The sequence below is a fragment of the Candidatus Nitrospira neuquenensis genome (assembly GCF_979578155.1).
In genome coordinates, this window is record NZ_CEFZDU010000002.1 from 80,283 (window position 1) to 97,512 (window position 17,230).

Annotated in this window: 19 protein-coding genes; all 19 read left to right on the top strand. The window is 73.1% G+C overall.

Going from position 1 to position 17,230, the window contains the following annotated elements; all coding sequences use genetic code 11:
• Window positions 1–24: 24 nt before the first annotated feature.
• The 19 genes from AC1U7O_RS00960 to hypF all read left to right on the top strand — a co-directional run bounded on the left by AC1U7O_RS00960 (window position 25) and on the right by hypF (window position 17,168).
• Window positions 25–813 (top strand): sulfite exporter TauE/SafE family protein, encoded by a 789-nt coding sequence (locus AC1U7O_RS00960; protein ID WP_479892675.1) that lies wholly within the window; start codon window positions 25–27, stop codon window positions 811–813.
• Window positions 813–1,361 (top strand): QcrA and Rieske domain-containing protein, encoded by a 549-nt coding sequence (locus AC1U7O_RS00965; RefSeq protein ID WP_479892676.1) that lies wholly within the window; start codon window positions 813–815, stop codon window positions 1,359–1,361. Before AC1U7O_RS00960 ends, AC1U7O_RS00965 begins: the two co-directional genes overlap by 1 nt.
• Window positions 1,362–1,471: 110 nt before the next feature.
• Window positions 1,472–2,812 (top strand): cytochrome b N-terminal domain-containing protein, encoded by a 1,341-nt coding sequence (locus AC1U7O_RS00970; protein ID WP_479892678.1) that lies wholly within the window; start codon window positions 1,472–1,474, stop codon window positions 2,810–2,812.
• Between the two features lie 130 nt (window positions 2,813–2,942).
• Window positions 2,943–3,458, top strand: coding sequence for a DUF1264 domain-containing protein (locus tag AC1U7O_RS00975; RefSeq protein WP_479892679.1), 516 nt, complete (start codon window positions 2,943–2,945; stop codon window positions 3,456–3,458).
• A 93-nt stretch (window positions 3,459–3,551) separates the two neighbouring features.
• Window positions 3,552–4,004: a c-type cytochrome gene (locus AC1U7O_RS00980; protein WP_479892680.1), complete on the top strand. Its 453-nt coding sequence runs from the start codon at window positions 3,552–3,554 to the stop codon at window positions 4,002–4,004.
• Entirely contained in the window at window positions 4,001–5,035 is a 1,035-nt protein-coding gene (locus AC1U7O_RS00985) for a hypothetical protein (protein ID WP_479892681.1), read from the top strand. The genes AC1U7O_RS00980 and AC1U7O_RS00985 overlap by 4 nt, the downstream gene beginning before the upstream one ends.
• 317 nt (window positions 5,036–5,352) lie before the next feature.
• On the top strand, window positions 5,353–5,502 hold the full coding sequence (locus tag AC1U7O_RS00990; RefSeq protein ID WP_479892682.1) for a hypothetical protein: 150 nt from the start codon (window positions 5,353–5,355) through the stop codon (window positions 5,500–5,502).
• 9 nt (window positions 5,503–5,511) lie between these two features.
• Entirely contained in the window at window positions 5,512–6,012 is a 501-nt protein-coding gene (locus AC1U7O_RS00995) for a universal stress protein (protein WP_479892683.1), read from the top strand.
• Window positions 6,013–6,076: 64 nt separating this feature from the next.
• Entirely contained in the window at window positions 6,077–6,508 is a 432-nt protein-coding gene (locus tag AC1U7O_RS01000) for a cupredoxin domain-containing protein (RefSeq protein ID WP_479892684.1), read from the top strand.
• A gap of 26 nt (window positions 6,509–6,534) precedes the next feature.
• Window positions 6,535–7,452, top strand: coding sequence for a universal stress protein (locus tag AC1U7O_RS01005; RefSeq protein WP_479892685.1), 918 nt, complete (start codon window positions 6,535–6,537; stop codon window positions 7,450–7,452).
• Window positions 7,453–7,509: 57 nt separating this feature from the next.
• Window positions 7,510–7,788, top strand: a complete 279-nt coding sequence (locus AC1U7O_RS01010; protein WP_479892686.1) for a DUF2934 domain-containing protein — start codon at window positions 7,510–7,512, stop codon at window positions 7,786–7,788.
• Window positions 7,772–9,106 carry a hypothetical protein gene (locus AC1U7O_RS01015; protein ID WP_479892687.1) on the top strand — a complete coding sequence of 445 codons (1,335 nt, stop codon included), beginning with the start codon at window positions 7,772–7,774 and terminating at the stop codon, window positions 9,104–9,106. The genes AC1U7O_RS01010 and AC1U7O_RS01015 overlap by 17 nt, the downstream gene beginning before the upstream one ends.
• Window positions 9,107–9,172: 66 nt before the next feature.
• The gene (locus AC1U7O_RS01020; RefSeq protein WP_479892688.1) at window positions 9,173–10,291 is read left to right on the top strand and encodes a 4Fe-4S dicluster domain-containing protein; all 1,119 of its coding nucleotides are present in this window, start codon (window positions 9,173–9,175) and stop codon (window positions 10,289–10,291) included.
• A 289-nt stretch (window positions 10,292–10,580) separates the two neighbouring features.
• Complete coding sequence (locus AC1U7O_RS01025) at window positions 10,581–11,411, top strand: FAD/NAD(P)-binding protein (RefSeq protein ID WP_479892689.1); 831 nt, start codon at window positions 10,581–10,583, stop codon at window positions 11,409–11,411.
• 379 nt (window positions 11,412–11,790) lie between these two features.
• Window positions 11,791–12,639 carry an NADH-quinone oxidoreductase subunit B family protein gene (locus AC1U7O_RS01030; RefSeq protein WP_479892690.1) on the top strand — a complete coding sequence of 283 codons (849 nt, stop codon included), beginning with the start codon at window positions 11,791–11,793 and terminating at the stop codon, window positions 12,637–12,639.
• A 38-nt stretch (window positions 12,640–12,677) separates the two neighbouring features.
• Window positions 12,678–14,003: a Ni/Fe hydrogenase subunit alpha gene (locus AC1U7O_RS01035; protein WP_479892691.1), complete on the top strand. Its 1,326-nt coding sequence runs from the start codon at window positions 12,678–12,680 to the stop codon at window positions 14,001–14,003.
• A complete protein-coding gene (locus tag AC1U7O_RS01040) occupies window positions 14,000–14,527 on the top strand; it encodes a hydrogenase maturation protease (protein WP_479892692.1) in 528 nt (175 codons plus the stop codon). The genes AC1U7O_RS01035 and AC1U7O_RS01040 overlap by 4 nt, the downstream gene beginning before the upstream one ends.
• The gene (locus AC1U7O_RS01045) at window positions 14,509–14,865 is read left to right on the top strand and encodes a hydrogenase/urease maturation nickel metallochaperone HypA (RefSeq protein ID WP_479892693.1); all 357 of its coding nucleotides are present in this window, start codon (window positions 14,509–14,511) and stop codon (window positions 14,863–14,865) included. The genes AC1U7O_RS01040 and AC1U7O_RS01045 overlap by 19 nt, the downstream gene beginning before the upstream one ends.
• Entirely contained in the window at window positions 14,862–17,168 is a 2,307-nt protein-coding gene (gene hypF, locus AC1U7O_RS01050; RefSeq protein WP_479892694.1) for a carbamoyltransferase HypF, read from the top strand. The genes AC1U7O_RS01045 and hypF overlap by 4 nt, the downstream gene beginning before the upstream one ends.
• The last annotated feature ends 62 nt before the right edge of the window (window positions 17,169–17,230 follow it).

Sequence of the window (17,230 nt, forward strand, 5' to 3'; positions counted from 1 at the left end):
GCCCAGACCGGGCGGGCGGTGGCCGTGGCACACCTGATCCTGGCCCTGCTCGCCGGCCTGCCGGTCGGGATGCAGCTCGGGTTGACGGGCGCCGGCGGGGCGATCGTCGCCGTGCCGCTGCTCGTGTACGTGGCGGGCGTGCCGGTGCAGCAGGCCGTGGCGATGTCGCTCGTCATCGTGGCCGCCTCCGCGCTGGCGGGGGTCTGGGAATACGGGCGGGCCGGCGAGGTCCGGGGACGGGCGGTCCTGGCCTTCGCCCCGACGGGGCTCCTGGGCTCCTGGGTGGGGGCCTATGGGCACCGCCTGGTGCGGGGGGAGGTCCTGCTCGTCCTCTTCGGGTTCCTCTTGCTCGCGGCGCGGGCCCTGATGATGACGCAGGGCCGGCGGGTCGTCGCGGGGGACGAGGGGCGTTGCGCGGTCGCCTTTCCCCGGACATGCTGGCTCACGATCGCGGCCATCGGCCTGGTGGTGGGCGTCCTCAGCGGCTTCTTCGGCGTGGGAGGCGGGTTCATGATCGTCCCGGCGCTGATCCTCATCCTGAAGTTCCCCCAGCGGGTGGCGATCGGGACTTCGCTCAGCGTGATCGCGGTGATCGCCCTGGGCGGCGTGGCCGCTCACCTGCGGCTCGGCCAGCTCGATCCGCGCGTCACGGCCCTGGTCGCGCTCGGGGGGCTGGTCGGCCTCCTCGCCGCCGCGCGGCTCGGCCGCGTCGCCCCGCCCGCCGCGGTCGGCCGCGTCACCGCGGGCGTGACGGTGAGCCTTGCGCTCTGGCTGATCCTGGTCAACGGTTTCAAGCTGCTGGGAGGGTCGTGATGACGCCCTCGACGCCCCCGGACCCCGGCGCGCCGGGCTTCCACACCCCCGTGGGCTCGCGGCGCCAGCTCTTTCGCTGGGTGACCGCGGCCGCCGCCGCCCTGATCGGCCTGGGCCTGGCCGTCCCGCTGATCGGCTACGTGATCTCCCCAGCCCTGCGCCGCCGGGAGCGGCCCTGGGTGGAGGTCGGGGACGTGGACACGCTCCCGGTCGGCACGCCGACCCAGCTCGACCACGTCCTGGAGATCAAGGACGGCTGGCTCTCGGCCACGGCGCACAAGGCGGTCTGGGCGGTCAAGCAGGAGGATGGCAGCGTCACGGTCTTCTCCCCGATCTGCACGCACCTGGGCTGCGGCTACCGCTGGGACGACGGCGACCGCCGATTCAAGTGCCCCTGCCACGGGAGCGTGTACGACGTGGCGGGCAAGGTCCTGGCCGGACCCGCCCCGCGGCCGCTCGACCGGCTGCCCGTCAAGGTGGAGCAGGGCCGCCTGCTCGTCATGTACAAGGAGTTCAAGTCGGGGTTGCCGACCCAAGTCGAGCTGTGAGGAGATTGGGTGATTGATGAGTGAGTGATTGGACTGTTCAGGGGCCCGCACCGGCCGATTCCCCGATCACCAATCCTGCAATCGTCAATCCGCCCATCCGACAATCGCCCATGGCGTCTCGTCTCTACGACTGGCTCGACGGCCGGATCAAGCTGCGGCGGCTCGAGCGGACCCTGCTCGACGAGCCGATCCCCGGCGGCGCGAGCTGGATCTACGTCTTCGGCTCCGCCACGCTCTTTCTGTTCGTGCTCCAGGCGATCACCGGCATGTTCCTGGCGGTCTATTACGCCCCGACGCCCGACCACGCCTACGACAGCATCCAGTTCATCGAGCAGGAAGTCACCTTCGGGGCCTTCATCCGCGGCCTCCACCACTGGGGCGCCTCCGCGATGGTCGTGGCGATCGGCCTGCACATGCTCCAGGTCTTCCTCTACGGCGCCTACAAGCCGCCCCGCGAGCTGATGTGGATGGTCGGAGTCGTGCTGTTCCTGATCACGATGGGCTTCGCCTTCACCGGCTACCTGCTGCCCTGGGACCAGAACGCCTACTGGGCCACGCAGGTGGGCATCAACATGGTCGGCACCGTGCCCGTCGTCGGCGACCTGCTGGCCCGCGTGCTCCGCGGGGGGGAGACGCTGGGGGCGCTCACGCTCTCCCGGTTCTTCGCGGTCCACGTGCTGTTCCTGCCGGCGCTGCTCGCCTCGGGGATCCTGCTGCACCTGGTCATCCTTCGCCGCGTCGGGCCCGCCGGGCCGTGGCGGGACGACCAGGCTTCGCTCGGCAGCGAGACCTTCTACCCGCGCCAGGTCTACATGGACGCGGTCGTGATGCTCGCGATCTTCGCCGTCGTCGCCGTGCTGGCCGCGACCGTCCGCTTCCCGCTGGCGGACAAGGCCAACCCCTCGGACACGACCTTCGTCCCCGTGCCGGAATGGTATTTTCTCTTCTACTACCAATTGCTCAAGTACGTGCATGGCCCGCTGGAGCCGCTGGCGACCTGGGTTCTGCCGGCCCTGGTCGTTCTGCTCCTCCTGGGCTGGCCCTTCATCGACCGGAACCCCGCGCGGCATCCGACGGCTCGGCCCGTCGCACTCACGGCCGGCGGGCTGTTCCTGGCCGTCGTCTTCGCGCTGCTGGGTGTATCCCTCCGCGACCTGTACGCGGTGCCGCGCGAAGACCCCTCCGTCGCGCGGGGCAAGGCGCTCGTCGCCCAGTTCGGCTGCACCGGCTGCCACCGCATCCACGGGACGGGCGCGGCGATCGCGCCGGACCTCTCCTACGTCGGGGACGCCCGCCCCGACCGCGCCTGGCACGAGCGGCATTTCCGCGACCCGCAGGCGGTCGTGCCCGGCTCCTTCATGCCGAAGTTCCCCCTGACCGACGCGCAGGTCCGGGACCTGACCAGCTACATGCTCAGCCTGAAGAAGGCGCCCGCCGGCGACAATTCCTGAGTGCCTCCCGCGCCCTCGAAACAGTTGAATCCTCCGCTCGGGGTCAGTCTCTAATGCCCTGTCCATACCCTCCGCCCCGACGGGGGCGGAGCCGGACGCCATCCACTTCATTTCATCCAAGGAGGTTGCGATGCGAGTCCTGTGGTCCGTTCCGCTGACGCTCGCCGTGGCGAGCGTCGCCGCGATGGGCTGGCCGACGCCGGCCGGGGCCGGGTCCCCTTCCCCCGCGACGGGGTACGACATCCACGTCCAGGCGCCCCACGTGCACCAGGACGGCACGCTCGGCGGGCCCTACCACCACTACTGCAAGGGCATCTCGGACAAGATCCTCCAATGTCTGATCTTCGAATCCACCGACCCCAAGGCGCCGCTCGTCGCGGTCGAGTACTTCGTCGCGAAGGACCTCAGCCGGAAGCTGCCCGCCATTAAATGGCACCGCCACTTCCACGACCATAAGGTCGAGATCGCGACCGGCCGGGTCCAGGTGCTGGAGCCGGCGGACCAGGCCAAGGAGATCGCCGAGGCCGCGTCCGGCACCGACGGCGTCATCTACCACCTCTGGCAGAAGGGCCAGGAGTTTCCGGACGGGACGGTGACCTTCCCGCAGTCGGTCGGACACAGCTTTCCCGGCCACGGGGACCGGTAGGCCGATCGCGCGGAGGCAGGGGGCCGCGCCGGCCTGCGCCGTGGGGCGGAGGCCGGTACCGGTCCGCCCCCGCGCGGGCATGAATCGAGCGGCATGAACGGGAGCAGAGGAAAACGTCTCACGCCGGCCCTCGCCCTCGTGTTCGGGCTTGTCGCGCGGGGCGGGGGGCTCGCGGCGGACGCGGAAGTCCTCAAGCCGCGGGTGCCGGTCGACCAGCTTGGCGCGGCGCGGGCGATCGTCAACCCGCTCCCGGCCACGCCGGAGAACCTGGCGCGGGGCCAAGCGATCTTTTTCGGCAAGGGCTTCTGCGCCACCTGTCACGGCCGCGACGGCCGCGGCCTGGGCGACGTGCCCGGTCTCGTCGGCCGGCTGCCCAGGAACTTTACCGACCGGGCCTGGCAGGCGGCGAGGACGGACGGCGAGCTGTTCTGGATCCTGCAGAACGGCAGCCCCGGCACCGACATGGCCTCCTTCATTCCCCTGGTCCTGACAGAAGAGGAGGCCTGGCAAGTGCTGCTCTACGTCCGTGCCTTCGGGCGGCCGTGACGCGGCCGAGGCGGGAGGGGCGCGGGCTCCGGAGCCTCGCCAGGAGCCTGGGATGGGCCGGGGTGAGCCTGCTGGCCGCGCCCTGGCTGGGGGACGCTCCGGCGGCCCAGGTGTCCGTCGAGGCTTCCGGCGCCCTCTACTACACCGACGACGTGGCGTTGTTCTCGGCCGCCCGCCGCCTGGCGCTCCGCGAGGACCCGACCCAGCCGGTCATCGAGAGCAAAGGCCTGGGGGACGACATGGTGTACGAGCCGGCGCTGGACGTCCGCCGGACCGCCCGCTCCTCCTGGGGGCAGACCGAGCTCTCGCTGGAGATGCAGGGGTTCGTCTACGCCCGGAACCCGGCCTTCAACCACGGGACGGGTCGGCTCGGGCTGGCCCATACCTTCGCGACCAGGACGACGGTGCAGTTGTTCTATTATCTGGCGCCGGACCTCTTCCTCGGCACCAACCGCGACCGGCGCGGCGCGGGGCTGCCGCCCGCGGCGGAGCGCGTGACCACCCAGTTCGGGAGCGTCCACCTCGAGCAGCAGGTCGGGCGGGCCGTGAACCTCCGGCTGCTCGGCCGGTACGGCGTTCGGGAATACAACGACGCCTTCGCTCACCGCGACACGACCTTCTGGACGCTCGGCCCCCACGTCGAGTGGCAGATCACGCCGCGCTGGGACCTGCTCGTCGGCTATCACTACGAGCGGGGGCTGGCCGACGGACGGTTCCAGCCGCAGCTCCAGGACGACGTGTCCTACGTCAACCACTACCTCTCCATGGAGACGACGGTCCGGGTGCTGGATCGGACCTCCGTGGGGCTGGGCCTGCACTACGAGCGGAACATCTACACGACCTCGCTCGCGGGCGACGACCGGCGCGGCGGGTACGAGGACGTCTACCAGGTCGAGGTGGATGTCCGGCGGGCGATGACGGACCGCTTCGTCCTCACGGCTGGCGTCCAGCGGTCGGAGCGCAAGGCGAGCTTCGAGCCGTCCGCGTTCATCGACGTCAACGCCTACGTCGGCGGGGAGTACCGCTTTTGACCGACGCGGCCGGCGCGTGGCTGCCGTCCTGGCCCTCTCCCGCGCCCGCCCCCTCGCGCCCGCACGGCCAAGCGGCTCGCGCGCTGATGGTCGTTCCGAATCCGTCGGCTCCCGCCGCTGTCGCCTAACGCTACAGGCTTCCGGCGGGGCACTGTAGCAGGACTCCCCCGCCTCACGGTCGCCGCCGCGCCGAACCGCTCGAAGTCCGTGCTTTTCCGCGCCGGCGAACCCCTCGGAGCCCCGGTCCCCCATGGCACCCCTCTTGCTCCCTCCCCGAGCAGTCTTTCCCCTCTTCCGACACCGCGAGAGGCTGAGCGATGAGGAGCGCCGCGCGAACGTTCTGCGTCATCTGCGCCCGGCGAGGGACCGGTCGGCGCAAGTCCGGCCCGCCCGGCGGGCTCGCCCTGCACGGCCTGGAATTCACGCGGGCCGCGCTGCTCGCCGGACGACGGACGGCGGTCGGATAAGGAGGCGCGATGACCGAGGTGAGCTTCGGCAGGATTCTGGTTCCGATCGACTTCTCCCCCTGCTCGGAGGAGGCGTTCCGGGTCGCGCTGGCGCTTGCGCGCCAGTTCGGCTCGGAGATCCTGCTCCTGCACGTCGTGGACACGAAGGCCCTGGATGCGCTCAACGCGCTGGGTCTGGCCCGGCCGTCGGAGGAGACGGAGCAGCGCCGCCGGCTCCGGCACCAGGCGCGGCTGAACGCGCGCCGGCTCCTGCTGGATGCCGAGGCGGGCGGGGTCAAGGTCCGGCGGCTGCTCGCCGAGGGCGCGCCCTTCGTCGAGATCGTGCGGGCGGCGCGCGCGGAGGGCGCACAGCTCGTCGTGATGGGGAGCTACGGCGGTCAGACGGGTAACGTGGAGAAGATCTTTTTCGGCAGCACCGCCGAGAAGGTGGTGCGGACGGCGGGCTGTCCGGTGCTCTGCGTGCCCCTGCGGCCCAGACCGCAGCCGGCCGGGCGCGCGGGGAAAAAGTGAAGGGAAGGCCCCGCTCGTCGCGTTGAGCGGCGGGCGGGCCGGACACGCCGGGAAGGGAGGGCGCATGACACGGACAGGACTGAGGAGGATGGGCCGCTGGAGCGGGGGCCTGGCCCTCGCGCTGGGGCTGGCGTTGACGGCGCTGCCGCGGGCGGACGCCCAGCACGAGCAGATCGTCCAGGTGACGATCAAAGATTACACCTTCGTCACCAAGCAGGCGCCCCTGCAGCTCAGCACCCCGACCGTGATCTTCGTCCGCAACGAGGACGCGGTGCGCCACGATTTCGGCTCCACGCTCTTCCAGGGGAGCATGACCCGGGTGGAGAGCGACGGGACCACGTCCTACGGGACGGGCATCGGGGGCGTCTACCTCGACCCGGAGCGGCAGGTGGCCGTCCGGTTCACGATCGAGAAGCCGGGCAAGTATCAGTTCAAGTGCTCGATCCACCCGGAGATGAAGGGCGAGATCCTGATCCTGAGCGTCAACGCGGTCTGACGGCGGAGGACCATGGGCGGAGGGCCATGAAGGACCTGGTGACGCGCATCCTGCTCGCGACGGACGGCTCCGCTGGTGCGCGGCCGGCGGAGGAGGAAGCCCTGCGGCTCGCCTCCGCCTGCGGCGCGCCGCTCGACATCCTCCACGTGCTGGAATTCGCGCCGGGGATGGACCCGGAGTTTCCGGTCAACCGGCTGTACCTGGAGGAGCTGCAGAAGCAGGCCGCGCCGCGCCTCGACGAGCTGCTCGCCCGCGCGAAGAGCGCCGGCCAGGCGGCCCGCCACGAGCTGGTCGGCGAGCCGGCCGAGCGGATCGTCGCCAAGGCCCGGGAGGTCGGGGCCGACCTGATCGTGCTCGGGACGCACGGGCGCAGCGGAATCGAGCGCATCCTGCTGGGCAGCACGGCGGAGCGGGTCGCCGCGACGGCGCCCTGCCCGGTGCTGACCGTCCGGAGCGCGGGCCGTCCCGTCCCGGGCCTCCGCCGCATCCTGGCGGCCGTGGATTTCTCGGATTGCTCGCTCGACGCGCTGGAATACGCCGCGGCGGCGGCCGGCTGGTTCGGGGCCTCGCTCCTGGTCCTGCACGTCGTGGAGCCGGTCGTCTACGGGCTGGACTTCACGCTCGGTGACGTCGCGCAGGGGCGGGCGCTGCGCGCGAAGTGGGAGGCGCGCCTCACGGAGCTGACCGACGCGATCGGGCGCCGCGGGTTGTCCGCCGAGCCGATCCTCTCGGGCGGCCTGCCCGCCGAGACGATCGTCTCGACCGCCCGCGACCGCGGTTGCGACCTGATCGTGATGGGCACGCACGGGCGGCGCGGCGTCTCGCACCTGGTGAGCGGGAGCGTGGCGGCAGCCGTCCTGCGCCGAGCCGACTGTCCCGTGCTCACGGTGAAGAGCCCGAAGTTCCGGCGGCCGCCCGCGGAGGCGGCGAGGAGCGGCGACTGAGGCGCATCCGGAGGGCCGCGGCCGGCGGCTCCCGACCGGAGAAACAGGGAGGAGGGCATGGCACGGACAGCGCGAACGAAGCAGGTTGGGCCGGCCGACGCCGCGGGCAAGAGCGCGCCGCCGGGCGGGCGGGGAGAGGTCCGGGCCTCGTCGGCCCCCGCCTCGCGGACGGGACCGGTCCGGCCCGTCGCCCCGCCGGACGACCTGTGGGAGCGGATCGCCCGCAAGGCCTACGAGCTGTACGAGCGGGGCGGCCGCCGGGAGGGGCGTGCGCTCGAGGACTGGCTGGAGGCCGAGGCGACCGTCATGCAGGAGCTGCATGAAGCCCGAGAATGAGGCTGGGCGGGGAGCGGAGGCGGGCGTCGAGCCCGCGCTGGCGGCCCTGCTGGCCCGGCTGGAGACCCTGGCGGAGGCGCCCGGGTTCGCCGTCCAGCGGCAGGTCGCGCTGAGTCGCGCGCTCCGCCTCTACCTCGACTCCGCCCGGCCCATTCCCCTCGGTCCCACGGAGGAGGAAGTGGCCCAGGCGCAGCTCTATCTCTATGCGGACTACTTTCCCGAGGACGGCCAGCTCTCGCTGATCGAGCAGCTCCGGGACCTGATCGAGGTCCACGTGCCGGCCGAGGAGCGGGCCTGGCTCGACCCGCTGCGCCACTCCTACCTGGACCTGTTGGACGTCGTCGAGACGGGGAACGGCGGGGGGACGTTTCTGCTGCGCTCCCTCGGGGACGGACGGACGGACCGCGCGGCCGCCGGCGCGGCGGCGGGCCGCGCCCGGCCCGGACAGGTCCTGCTCGGGCGTCCGGTCCGGGGGTCGACGCGGACGATCCTGGTGGGCGGGGCCGTGGTCCTGTCGGCCGCCCGGGCGAGGACGATCAAGCGGGGCGCCGACGAGTGGCGGCGCGAGCTGGAGAGCGATCTCGGCGACTTCGCCCTGGGCGAGTGGCAGGAGTTCGCGAAGCGGTACGGCTACATCCTTCTCTGGCAGCTCGCGCAGGCGCGGGTGGAGGCGTTGCGGCGGGCGATCGGCCGTATCCGGTACCGGACGGAGCGCGGCGAGCCGTTTCTCTACGCCAGGGCGCTGTACGAGCACGACGACCCCGGGGGCCTGGCCGCGGGGATGGCCCGGTGGGAGGGCTGGAAGCTCGAGTCGTCCGCGGGGGGCGACCCGACGACGGCGACCTGGGTCCTGACCGAGGGCGCGGCGCCGGTCGTGGCCGGCCGGGTGACGCTCACGCCGACGCAGGTCTGGGTGGAGTGCGACGGGCGGGAGCGGCTCGACGCGGTCAAGCACCAGCTCGCCGGCGCCTTCGGCTACCGGCTCCATTTCCGCGGCGAGACCGTCGAGCCGCCCGCGCCGCCGCCGATCCCCCTGGACCTCTCGACCGACGAGGAGCCGCCCCTCCTTGCCACCGTGTCGGCGGAAGAATCGCGCCGGCTCGCCGCCGCTTTCCTGGAGGCCTGCTACCTGGACTGGGCCGACCGGCCTTCGCCCGCGCTCAAGGGGCAGACGCCCCGCCACGCGGCCCTCGATCCCAAGACCAGGCCGCGGGCGGCCGAGCTGCTCGTTCGGATGGAGCGGGACGACCCGTCCCCGCGCTGGTGCGGCGCGCCCGCGTACGACTACGGACGGCTGCGCGCGCACCTGGGGTTGTAACGCACCGGCCCGCCCGCGGCGGAAATCCCGTTGCGCCGTCGTGAACGAACGTGGTTAGAATGCGCCATGGCTTCCCCCCCGTCGCCGCCCGAGCCCGGAGTCCTATCGGCCGACGCGCTCCAGACGCTGATCGAAGTCCTCCGGGGGCGGGGCTACCGTGTTCTGGGACCTGTGCCCCGGGACGGCTCGGTCCTCTGGGACGAAGTGCGCCGCGCCGACGAGCTGCCGCGCGGCTGGCGCGACCGGCAGGAGCCGGGCCGCTACCGGCTGGAGCGGAGCGGGAGCGGCCGCTACTTCGACGTGGTCCACGGGCCCGAGTCGCTCAAGCGGTTCGCCTTCGCGCCGCGCGAGCGGCTGCTGACGATCGAGCGGCCGGGCAAGGCCGTCGCGGTCCGGGCCTCTCTCCCGGAGCCGGAGCCGACGGCGCTCCTGGGCGTCCGCGCCTGCGACCTCGCCGGGCTCGGCATCCAGGACCGCATCTTCCTCCACGACGCCGTCGCCGACCCCTATTACCGCGCCCGTCGCGCGCGGCTCTTCCTCGTGGCGGTGCATTGCACGCGCGCGCTCGAAACCTGTTTCTGCGCCTCGATGGGAACGGGGCCGCGGGCGACGGCCGGCTTCGACCTGGCCCTGACCGAGGCGGACGACGGGTTTCTGATCGAGGCGGGGAGCGACGCCGGCCGGGCAGTCGTGGCCGCGCTGCCGGTCGCCGCGGCCGGTCCGGCGCGGACGGCGGAGGCCGGCGCGGCGATCGCCGCCTGCGCGGCGAGCCAGAGCCGGGGGATCGACGGGACGCGCCTGCCCGGAGCCCTGACCGGCGCGCACGAGCATCCGCGCTGGGACGAGGTCGCCGCCCGCTGCCTGGCCTGCACGAACTGCACGATGGTCTGTCCCACCTGCTTCTGCCACCGGGTGGAGGAGGTGCCGGACCTCGGCGGGGCGCGGGTGGAGCGCGCACGCCTGTGGGACTCCTGCTTCACCGAGGAGCACGGCTACATCCACGGGAAGAACCTGAGGCCGACGATCAAGAGTCGGTATCGCATGTGGCTCACGCACAAGCTCGGCACGTGGATCGAGCAGTTCGGCATGTCCGGCTGCGTCGGCTGCGGCCGCTGCATCACCTGGTGCCCGGTGGGGATCGACCTGACCGAGGAAGTCCGGGCGCTGACGGGAGGGCGCGGTTAACCCCCGCCCCTCGCACCGGCGGACGTGTCCCCCGGGCGGACGGGGAACCGCAGTCCGTCACCCCGGCGGACGGAGGACCGCAGTCCGTCACCCCGGCGCCGGTTCACCCTTTCCGTCACCCCGGCGAAAGCCGGGGCCCAGTCCCATCACCCCGTCCGTCACCCCGGCGGACGCCGGGGCCCAGTCCGGAACCCTGGATTCCGGCGTTCGCCGGAATGACGGATGGCGGAATGACGGAGAGGGGGGACTGACGGATGGCCGGACGGACGCATCCCCGGGATGACGAGCGATGAACCCCTACGACATCATGCCCGCGACGATCGTCGCCAAGCGGAAGGAGGCGGAGGGCGTCTACACCTACCGCCTCCGGCTGGACGACCCCGAGCGGCGCCGCGCCTACCGTTTCGCCGGGGGCCAGTTCAACATGCTCGCCTGTTACGGCGTCGGGGAGGCGGCCATCTCGATCGTCTCGGACCCGGACGAGCCGGAGCTGCTGGAGCACACGATCCGCCTCGTCGGCCGGGTCACGGGGGCGATCGGGCGGCTCGGCCGTGGCGACGCCCTCGGCGTCCGCGGGCCCTTCGGGCGGGGTTGGCCGTTGGAGGAGGCGCGGGGCCGGGACGTGGTCGTCGTCACGGGCGGCCTCGGCTGCGCGCCCGTCGCCGGTGCGATCGAGTACATTTTCCGGCGCCGCTCCGCCTACGGGGCGGTCAAGATCCTCCACGGGGTCAAGACGCCGGAGGATCTCCTGTACCGCCGGCGGTTCGAGGCCTGGCGGCGCCATCCCGACACGGAGGTGTTCCTGTCGAGCGACCGGGGCGGCCGGCGCTGGCGCGACCATGTCGGCGTCGTCACCGAATTGTTCGAGGGGCTGGCCCTGGAGCCGGCGCGGACGATCGTGCTCATGTGCGGGCCGGAGATCATGATGCGCCTCGGCTGCGCGATCCTGATCCGCCGCGGGGTGTCGGCCACGGCCATCCACGTCTCGCTGGAGCGCCACATGGAATGCGGCATCGGGCTCTGCGGCCATTGCCAGCTCGGGCCCTACTTCATCTGCAAGGACGGCCCGGTCATGCGCTACGACCGCGTCGCGCACCTGCTGGGGCTGGAGGGGGTGTAGGGAGAAGCGGAGACACCATCGGCCGGAGGCTCATTCCGGCCATCCGCCATTGCACCTCTCCGTCATTCCGCCATCCGTCATTCCGGCGGAAGCCGGAATCCAGGTCCGACTTGCACAGACTCGGAACTGGACCCCGGCGTGCGCCGGGGTGACGGGCGGGGCGACGGACTGGACCGGGGTGACGACCCCACCCTCCGTCATTCCGGCGGAAGCCGGAATCCAGGTCCGACTTGCACAGACTCGGAACTGGACCCCGGCGTGCGCCGGGGTGACGGACGGGGCGACGGACTGGACCGGGGTGACGGGCGGGGCGACGGACTGGACCGGGGTGACGGAGGGGGGCGATCGTCCGCCGGGGTGACGACTGGTTCAGGGAGCCATGAGCGCACCGACTCGATCGCAACGTCCAGCGGTGAGCAAGCGGCCGAAGCTGGCGGTGTTCAAGTTCGCCTCCTGCGACGGCTGCCAGCTCAGCATCCTCAACCTGGAGGACGAGCTGCTCGCGCTGGGCCGGGCGCTGGACGTCGCGTACTTTCCCGAGGCCTCCAGCCGGATGGCGGAGGGCCCCTACGACATCGCGCTCGTCGAGGGCTCGATCGCTACGCCGGCCGCGGCCCGGGAGATCCTGGCGGTCCGCGAGCGGGCCAAGACGCTCGTCACGATCGGCGCCTGCGCCACGGCGGGCGGTATCCAGGCCCTGCGCAACGCGGCGGACGCGGAGGCATTCAAGCGGGCGGTGTATCCGACGCCGGAGCACGTCGCGAGCCTCGCCACCTCCACGCCGATCGCCGAGCACGTCCGGGTGGACTTCGAGCTGTGGGGCTGCCCGATCGACCGGCGGCAGCTCCTGCATGTGCTCGCCGACCTGCTCGCCGGCGTCCAGCCGCGGCTCCCCTCCCACAGCGTGTGCCTGGAGTGCAAGCGGCTCGGCCATGTCTGCGTGATGGTCGCGAAGGGGATGCCTTGCCTGGGGCCCGTGACGAGGACGGGCTGCGGGGCGATCTGTCCGGGCATGGGCCGCGACTGCTACGGCTGTTTCGGTCCGGCGGAGGGCGGGCCCAGGGGACCGGGCCATCCGCCGAACACGGCCTCGCTCGCCCGCGAGTTCCAGGGGGGGCTGCGGCTGATTCCGGTCGAGGTCCTGCGGCGGTTCCGCGGCATCAACGGCCATGCGCCGGGCTTCCGGAAGGAGAGCGAAGCGTGGGAAGGCATGAAAGGTGAAAGGTAAAAGGTGAGACGTGAAACGTGAGGAGTAAGGGGTAAGACGTGAGAGGCAGGGAAGGGGGAGAAGGCAAGAAGGGCGGGACGACGCGGACGATCGCGGTCGGGCTGATCGCGCGCGTCGAGGGCGAGGGGGCGTTGCGCCTCACGGTCCGCGGCGGTCGGGTGGAGGACGTCGAACTCCGCATCTTCGAGCCGCCGCGCTTCTTCGAGGCCTTCCTCGTCGGCCGGCGCTACGACGAGGTGCCCGACCTCGTCGCCCGCATCTGCGGCATCTGCCCGGTCGCCTACCAGATGAGCGCGGTGCACGCGCTGGAGCAGGCCTTCGGCGTCCGCGTCGAGGGACAACTGCGCGCCCTCCGCCGGCTGCTCTACTGCGGCGAGTGGATCGAAAGCCACGCCCTCCACCTCTATCTGCTCCAGGCGCCGGACTTCCTCGGCTACGAGAGCGGCCTCGCCATGGCGAAGGACCATCCCGAGCTGGTGGCCCGCGGCCTGCGGACCAAGAAGGCGGGCAACGCGCTGATCGCGCTCCTGGGCGGGCGGGCGGTCCATCCCGTCTCCGTGCGGGTCGGCGGGTTCTCTCGCGTGCCGGGCCGCCGCGAGCTCGCGCCGCTGCGCGACGAGCTGGCCCGCGCGCGCGACGAGGCGGCCGAGACGGTGCGCTGGACGGCCGGGCTGGACTTCCCGGACTTCGTGCAGGACTACACCTTTGTCGCGCTCGCGCCCGCGGGCGAGTATCCCTTCAACGAGGGGCCGGTGGCTTCCAGCCGGGGGCTCTCGATCCCCGCCGGCGAGTTCGAGATGCGCTTCGTCGAGCGGCAGGTGTCCTACTCGAACGCGCTCCATTGCCTGCTCGACGGCGGGCCGTACCTGGCCGGGCCGCTCGCGCGGATCAACCTGAACGCGGAGCGGCTCTCGCCGGTCGCCAAGCAGGCGCTGACGGCGACGGGCCTCGCGCTCCCGCTGCGCAACCCCTTTCACGGCATCGTGGCCCGCGCCGTGGAGATCCTCTACGCGCTCGACGAGGCCGTCCGATTGATCGACCACTACGAGCCGCCGGCGGAGCCGGCCGTCCCCGTCGCGCCCTGCGCCGGCGTCGGCGCGGCCGCGACGGAGGCGCCGCGCGGGCTCCTCTACCACCGCTACGAGGTGGGCGCGGACGGGCTCATCAAGGAGGCGAAGATCGTCCCGCCGACCTCCCAGAACCAGCGGCGGATCGAGGAGGACCTGCGGGCCTTCGCTCCCCGCCTCCTGGACCGGCCGGACAAGGAGGCGGCGCAGGGCTGCGAGCGCGTCATCCGCTGCTACGACCCCTGCATCTCCTGCGCGACGCACTTTCTGCGCCTGACCGTGGAGCGGCACCCATGACCGCCGCGCGCGCGAAGCGGACGGTCCGTATCCTCGGGTTCGGCAACCCCCTGGCGGGAGACGACGCGGCCGGGCCGCTGGCCGCCGAGCGGCTGCGCGCGCGGCTCGGCGGACGCGCCGAGGTCGTCGCCGCCGAGCTGGCCGGCCACGCGCTGCTCGACTGGATGGCCGGGGCGGACGCCGTGCTCCTGATCGACGCGACCTTCAGCGACCGGCCGCCCGGCTCCCTGACGCGCTGCCGGTTCCGCGAGGGCCGGCTGGAGGAGGGGGACGAAGCCCCGCCGCTGTTCCGGGAGGGCCTGCGCGGGTCGCGCGCGTCGAGCCACGGCTGGAGCCTGCAGGACGGCCTCGCGCTCGCGCGGGCCATCGGCGCCCTGCCGCGGGACCTGATCGTCTACGGCGTCGAGGTCGAGGACCTCACGCTCGGCCGGCCGCCGGGCGCGGCCGTGCTCAAGGCGGTGGACGAGCTGGTCGAGCTGGTCTGCCGGGACGTGGAGGCGCTGGCGTGCACGAAGCCCACCTGATGGCCCGCGTGGCCGCCCTGGCGGCGGAACGGGTGCGGCCCGGCGCGCGCCTGGTCTTCGTCCGGCTCAAGGTCAGCGCCCGCTCCCACCTCCTGGCCGACGGGGGCGAGGCGGCGCGGGCGGCCTTCGCGCGCGCGACGTGCGGCACGCCGCTCGACGGGGCCGGGATCGAGCTGATCCCCGTCCCGGTCGGCGCGAGCTGCCGGGCCTGCGGCGCGCGCGGGGAGTGGGACGGCCTGACGCTGGACTGCCGGGCCTGCGGCGCGGGCCCCCTGGCGGTGGAGGAGGCGCCGGAGGCCCTGCTGCACGAGCTGGTGCTGGAGGACGTGGAAGAATGAGAAATCGGCCGCGACAACGGCTGCGCGTGACCGTGGAGGGGACGGTGCAGGGCGTAGGTTTCCGCCCCTTCTGCCATCGCCTCGCGGGCGCGCTCGGCCTCGGCGGCTGGGTCGCCAACGGCCCGGGCGGCGCGCTGGTCGAGGTGGAGGGGCCGGCCGAGTTGCTGGAGGCCTTTCTCGCGCGGCTGCGCGCGGAGGCGCCGCCGGCCGCCTCGGTCGCGCGCGTGACTGCGGAGCCGGTGCCCCCGCTCGGCGAGCGGGCCTTCGGTATCCGCGTCGGGAACGGGCGGGGGGCGAAGGCGCCCGTCGTCCCGCCGGACCTGGCCGCCTGCCCGGAGTGCGAGGCGGAGCGGCGGGACCCGGCCGGCCGGCGGCACCGCTATCCCTTCATCGCCTGCACCCGGTGCGGGCCGCGGTTCAGCGTCATCCGGGAGCTTCCCTACGAGCGGGCGGCGACGACGATGGCCGCCTTTCCGCTCTGCCCGGCCTGCCGCGCGGAATACGAGAACCCGGCCGACCGGCGCTTCCACGCGGAGGCCACGGCCTGTCCGGCCTGCGGGCCGCAGGCGGCGCTCTGGGACTGGCGCGGCGCGGTCCTGGCGCGGGGCGATCGGGCGGTCCGGTGGAGCGCGGGGCTCCTGGCCGAGGGCCGCATCCTTGCCGTCAAGGCGCTAGGGGGCTTCCAGTTGTGGGTGGACGCGGGCTCCGAGGCGGCGGTGCGGCGGCTGCGCGAGCGCAAGCGGCGGCCGGACAAGCCCTTCGCGCTGCTGTTCCCGTCGCTGGCATCGGTGCACGCCTGCGCCGAGGTGTCGCCGCAGGAGGCGGCGCTGCTGGCCTCCCCGGCTGCGCCCATCGTCCTGCTCGACCGGAAGCCGGCCGCGCCGCTCGCGGAAGCGGTCGCGCCAGGGCTCGACCGGGTCGGCGCGATGCTCGCCTGCGCGCCGCTGCAGCAGCTCCTGCTGGAGGGGCTCGGCCGGCCGGTGGTCGCGACGAGCGGCAACCGCTCGGAAGAGCCGATCGTGACGGACGAGCGCGAGGCGCTGGACCGGCTCGCGGACATCGCCGACCTCTGGCTGGTCCACGACCGGCCGATCGCGCGGCCGCTGGACGATTCCGTCGCGCGCGTGACGGACCGCGGCCCCTCGGTTCTGCGGCGGGCGCGGGGCTACGCGCCGCGTGCGATCCCGCTGCCCGAGCCGGTCGCCGCGCCGGTCCTCGCGCTCGGGGGCCATCTCAAGAACACCGTCGCGCTGGCCTTCGGCGACCAGGCGGTCCTGAGCCAGCACCTCGGCGACCTATCCACCGTCGAGGCCCGCGCCGCGTTCGAGCGGGCCGTCGAGGACCTGCTCCGGTTCTTCGACCGGCGGCCGGCCGCGATCGCCTGCGACCTGCACCCGGATTATGCCTCGACCGGCCGTGCGCGGGAGCTGGCGCGGGCCTGGGGGCTGCCGCTCGTGCCGGTGCAGCACCACCGGGCCCACGTCGCCTCCTGCCTGGCCGAGCAGGGCGCGACGGGCGAGGTGTTGGGGCTCGCGTGGGACGGCGCCGGCTACGGGCCGGACGGCACGATCTGGGGCGGCGAGGCGCTCGTCGTCGCCGACGACCGCTTCAGCCGGTTCGCCCACCTCCTGCCCTTCCGCCTGCCGGGCGGGGAGCAGGCGGAGCGGGAGCCGCGGCGCGCGGCCCTGGCCCTGACCCTGGGCCTGCCGGAGGGGGGGCGGCCGGCGCGGGACCTGCCGCACGACCGGAGCCTGGGCGACCAGCGGGACAGCCTCGTCGCGATGCTGGAGCGCGGCGTCGCCTCGCCGGTTACGACGAGCATGGGCCGGCTGTTCGACGCGGTGGCCTCGCTCGCCGGCCTCTGCCAGGTTGCGACCTACGAGGGCCAGGCGGCGATGGCGTTGGAGGCGGCGGCCCGCCGGGGCGAGGCCGAGGGCAAGGGTGGGCAGGGCTACGACCTGCCGCTCCTGTGGCCGGAGGGCGGGAGGGGGAGCCTGGCGCTGGACTGGCGGCCGCTGATCGCGGAGGTCGTCGCCGACGCCCGCCGGGGCGTGCCGGCGGAACGGATCGCCCGGCGATTTCACCTGGCGCTCGCGGACGCGGCGGTCCGGCTTGCGCAGGAGGCCGGCCTGTCCCGCGTCGCGCTCACGGGTGGCTGTTTCCAGAACGAGCTGCTGACGCGGTTGGTCTGCGGCAAGCTGGAGGCCGCCGGGTTCCTGGTCCTGACCCACCGGGAGGTGCCGCCCAACGACGGGGGCCTCTCGCTGGGACAGGCGGTGGTGGCGGGAAGAGGGAAGGGGTGAGGGGTGAAAGGGAAGAGGGGAGAGGGAAGAGGTCAGGAGTAAGGGATAAGAGGAAGGGAGAG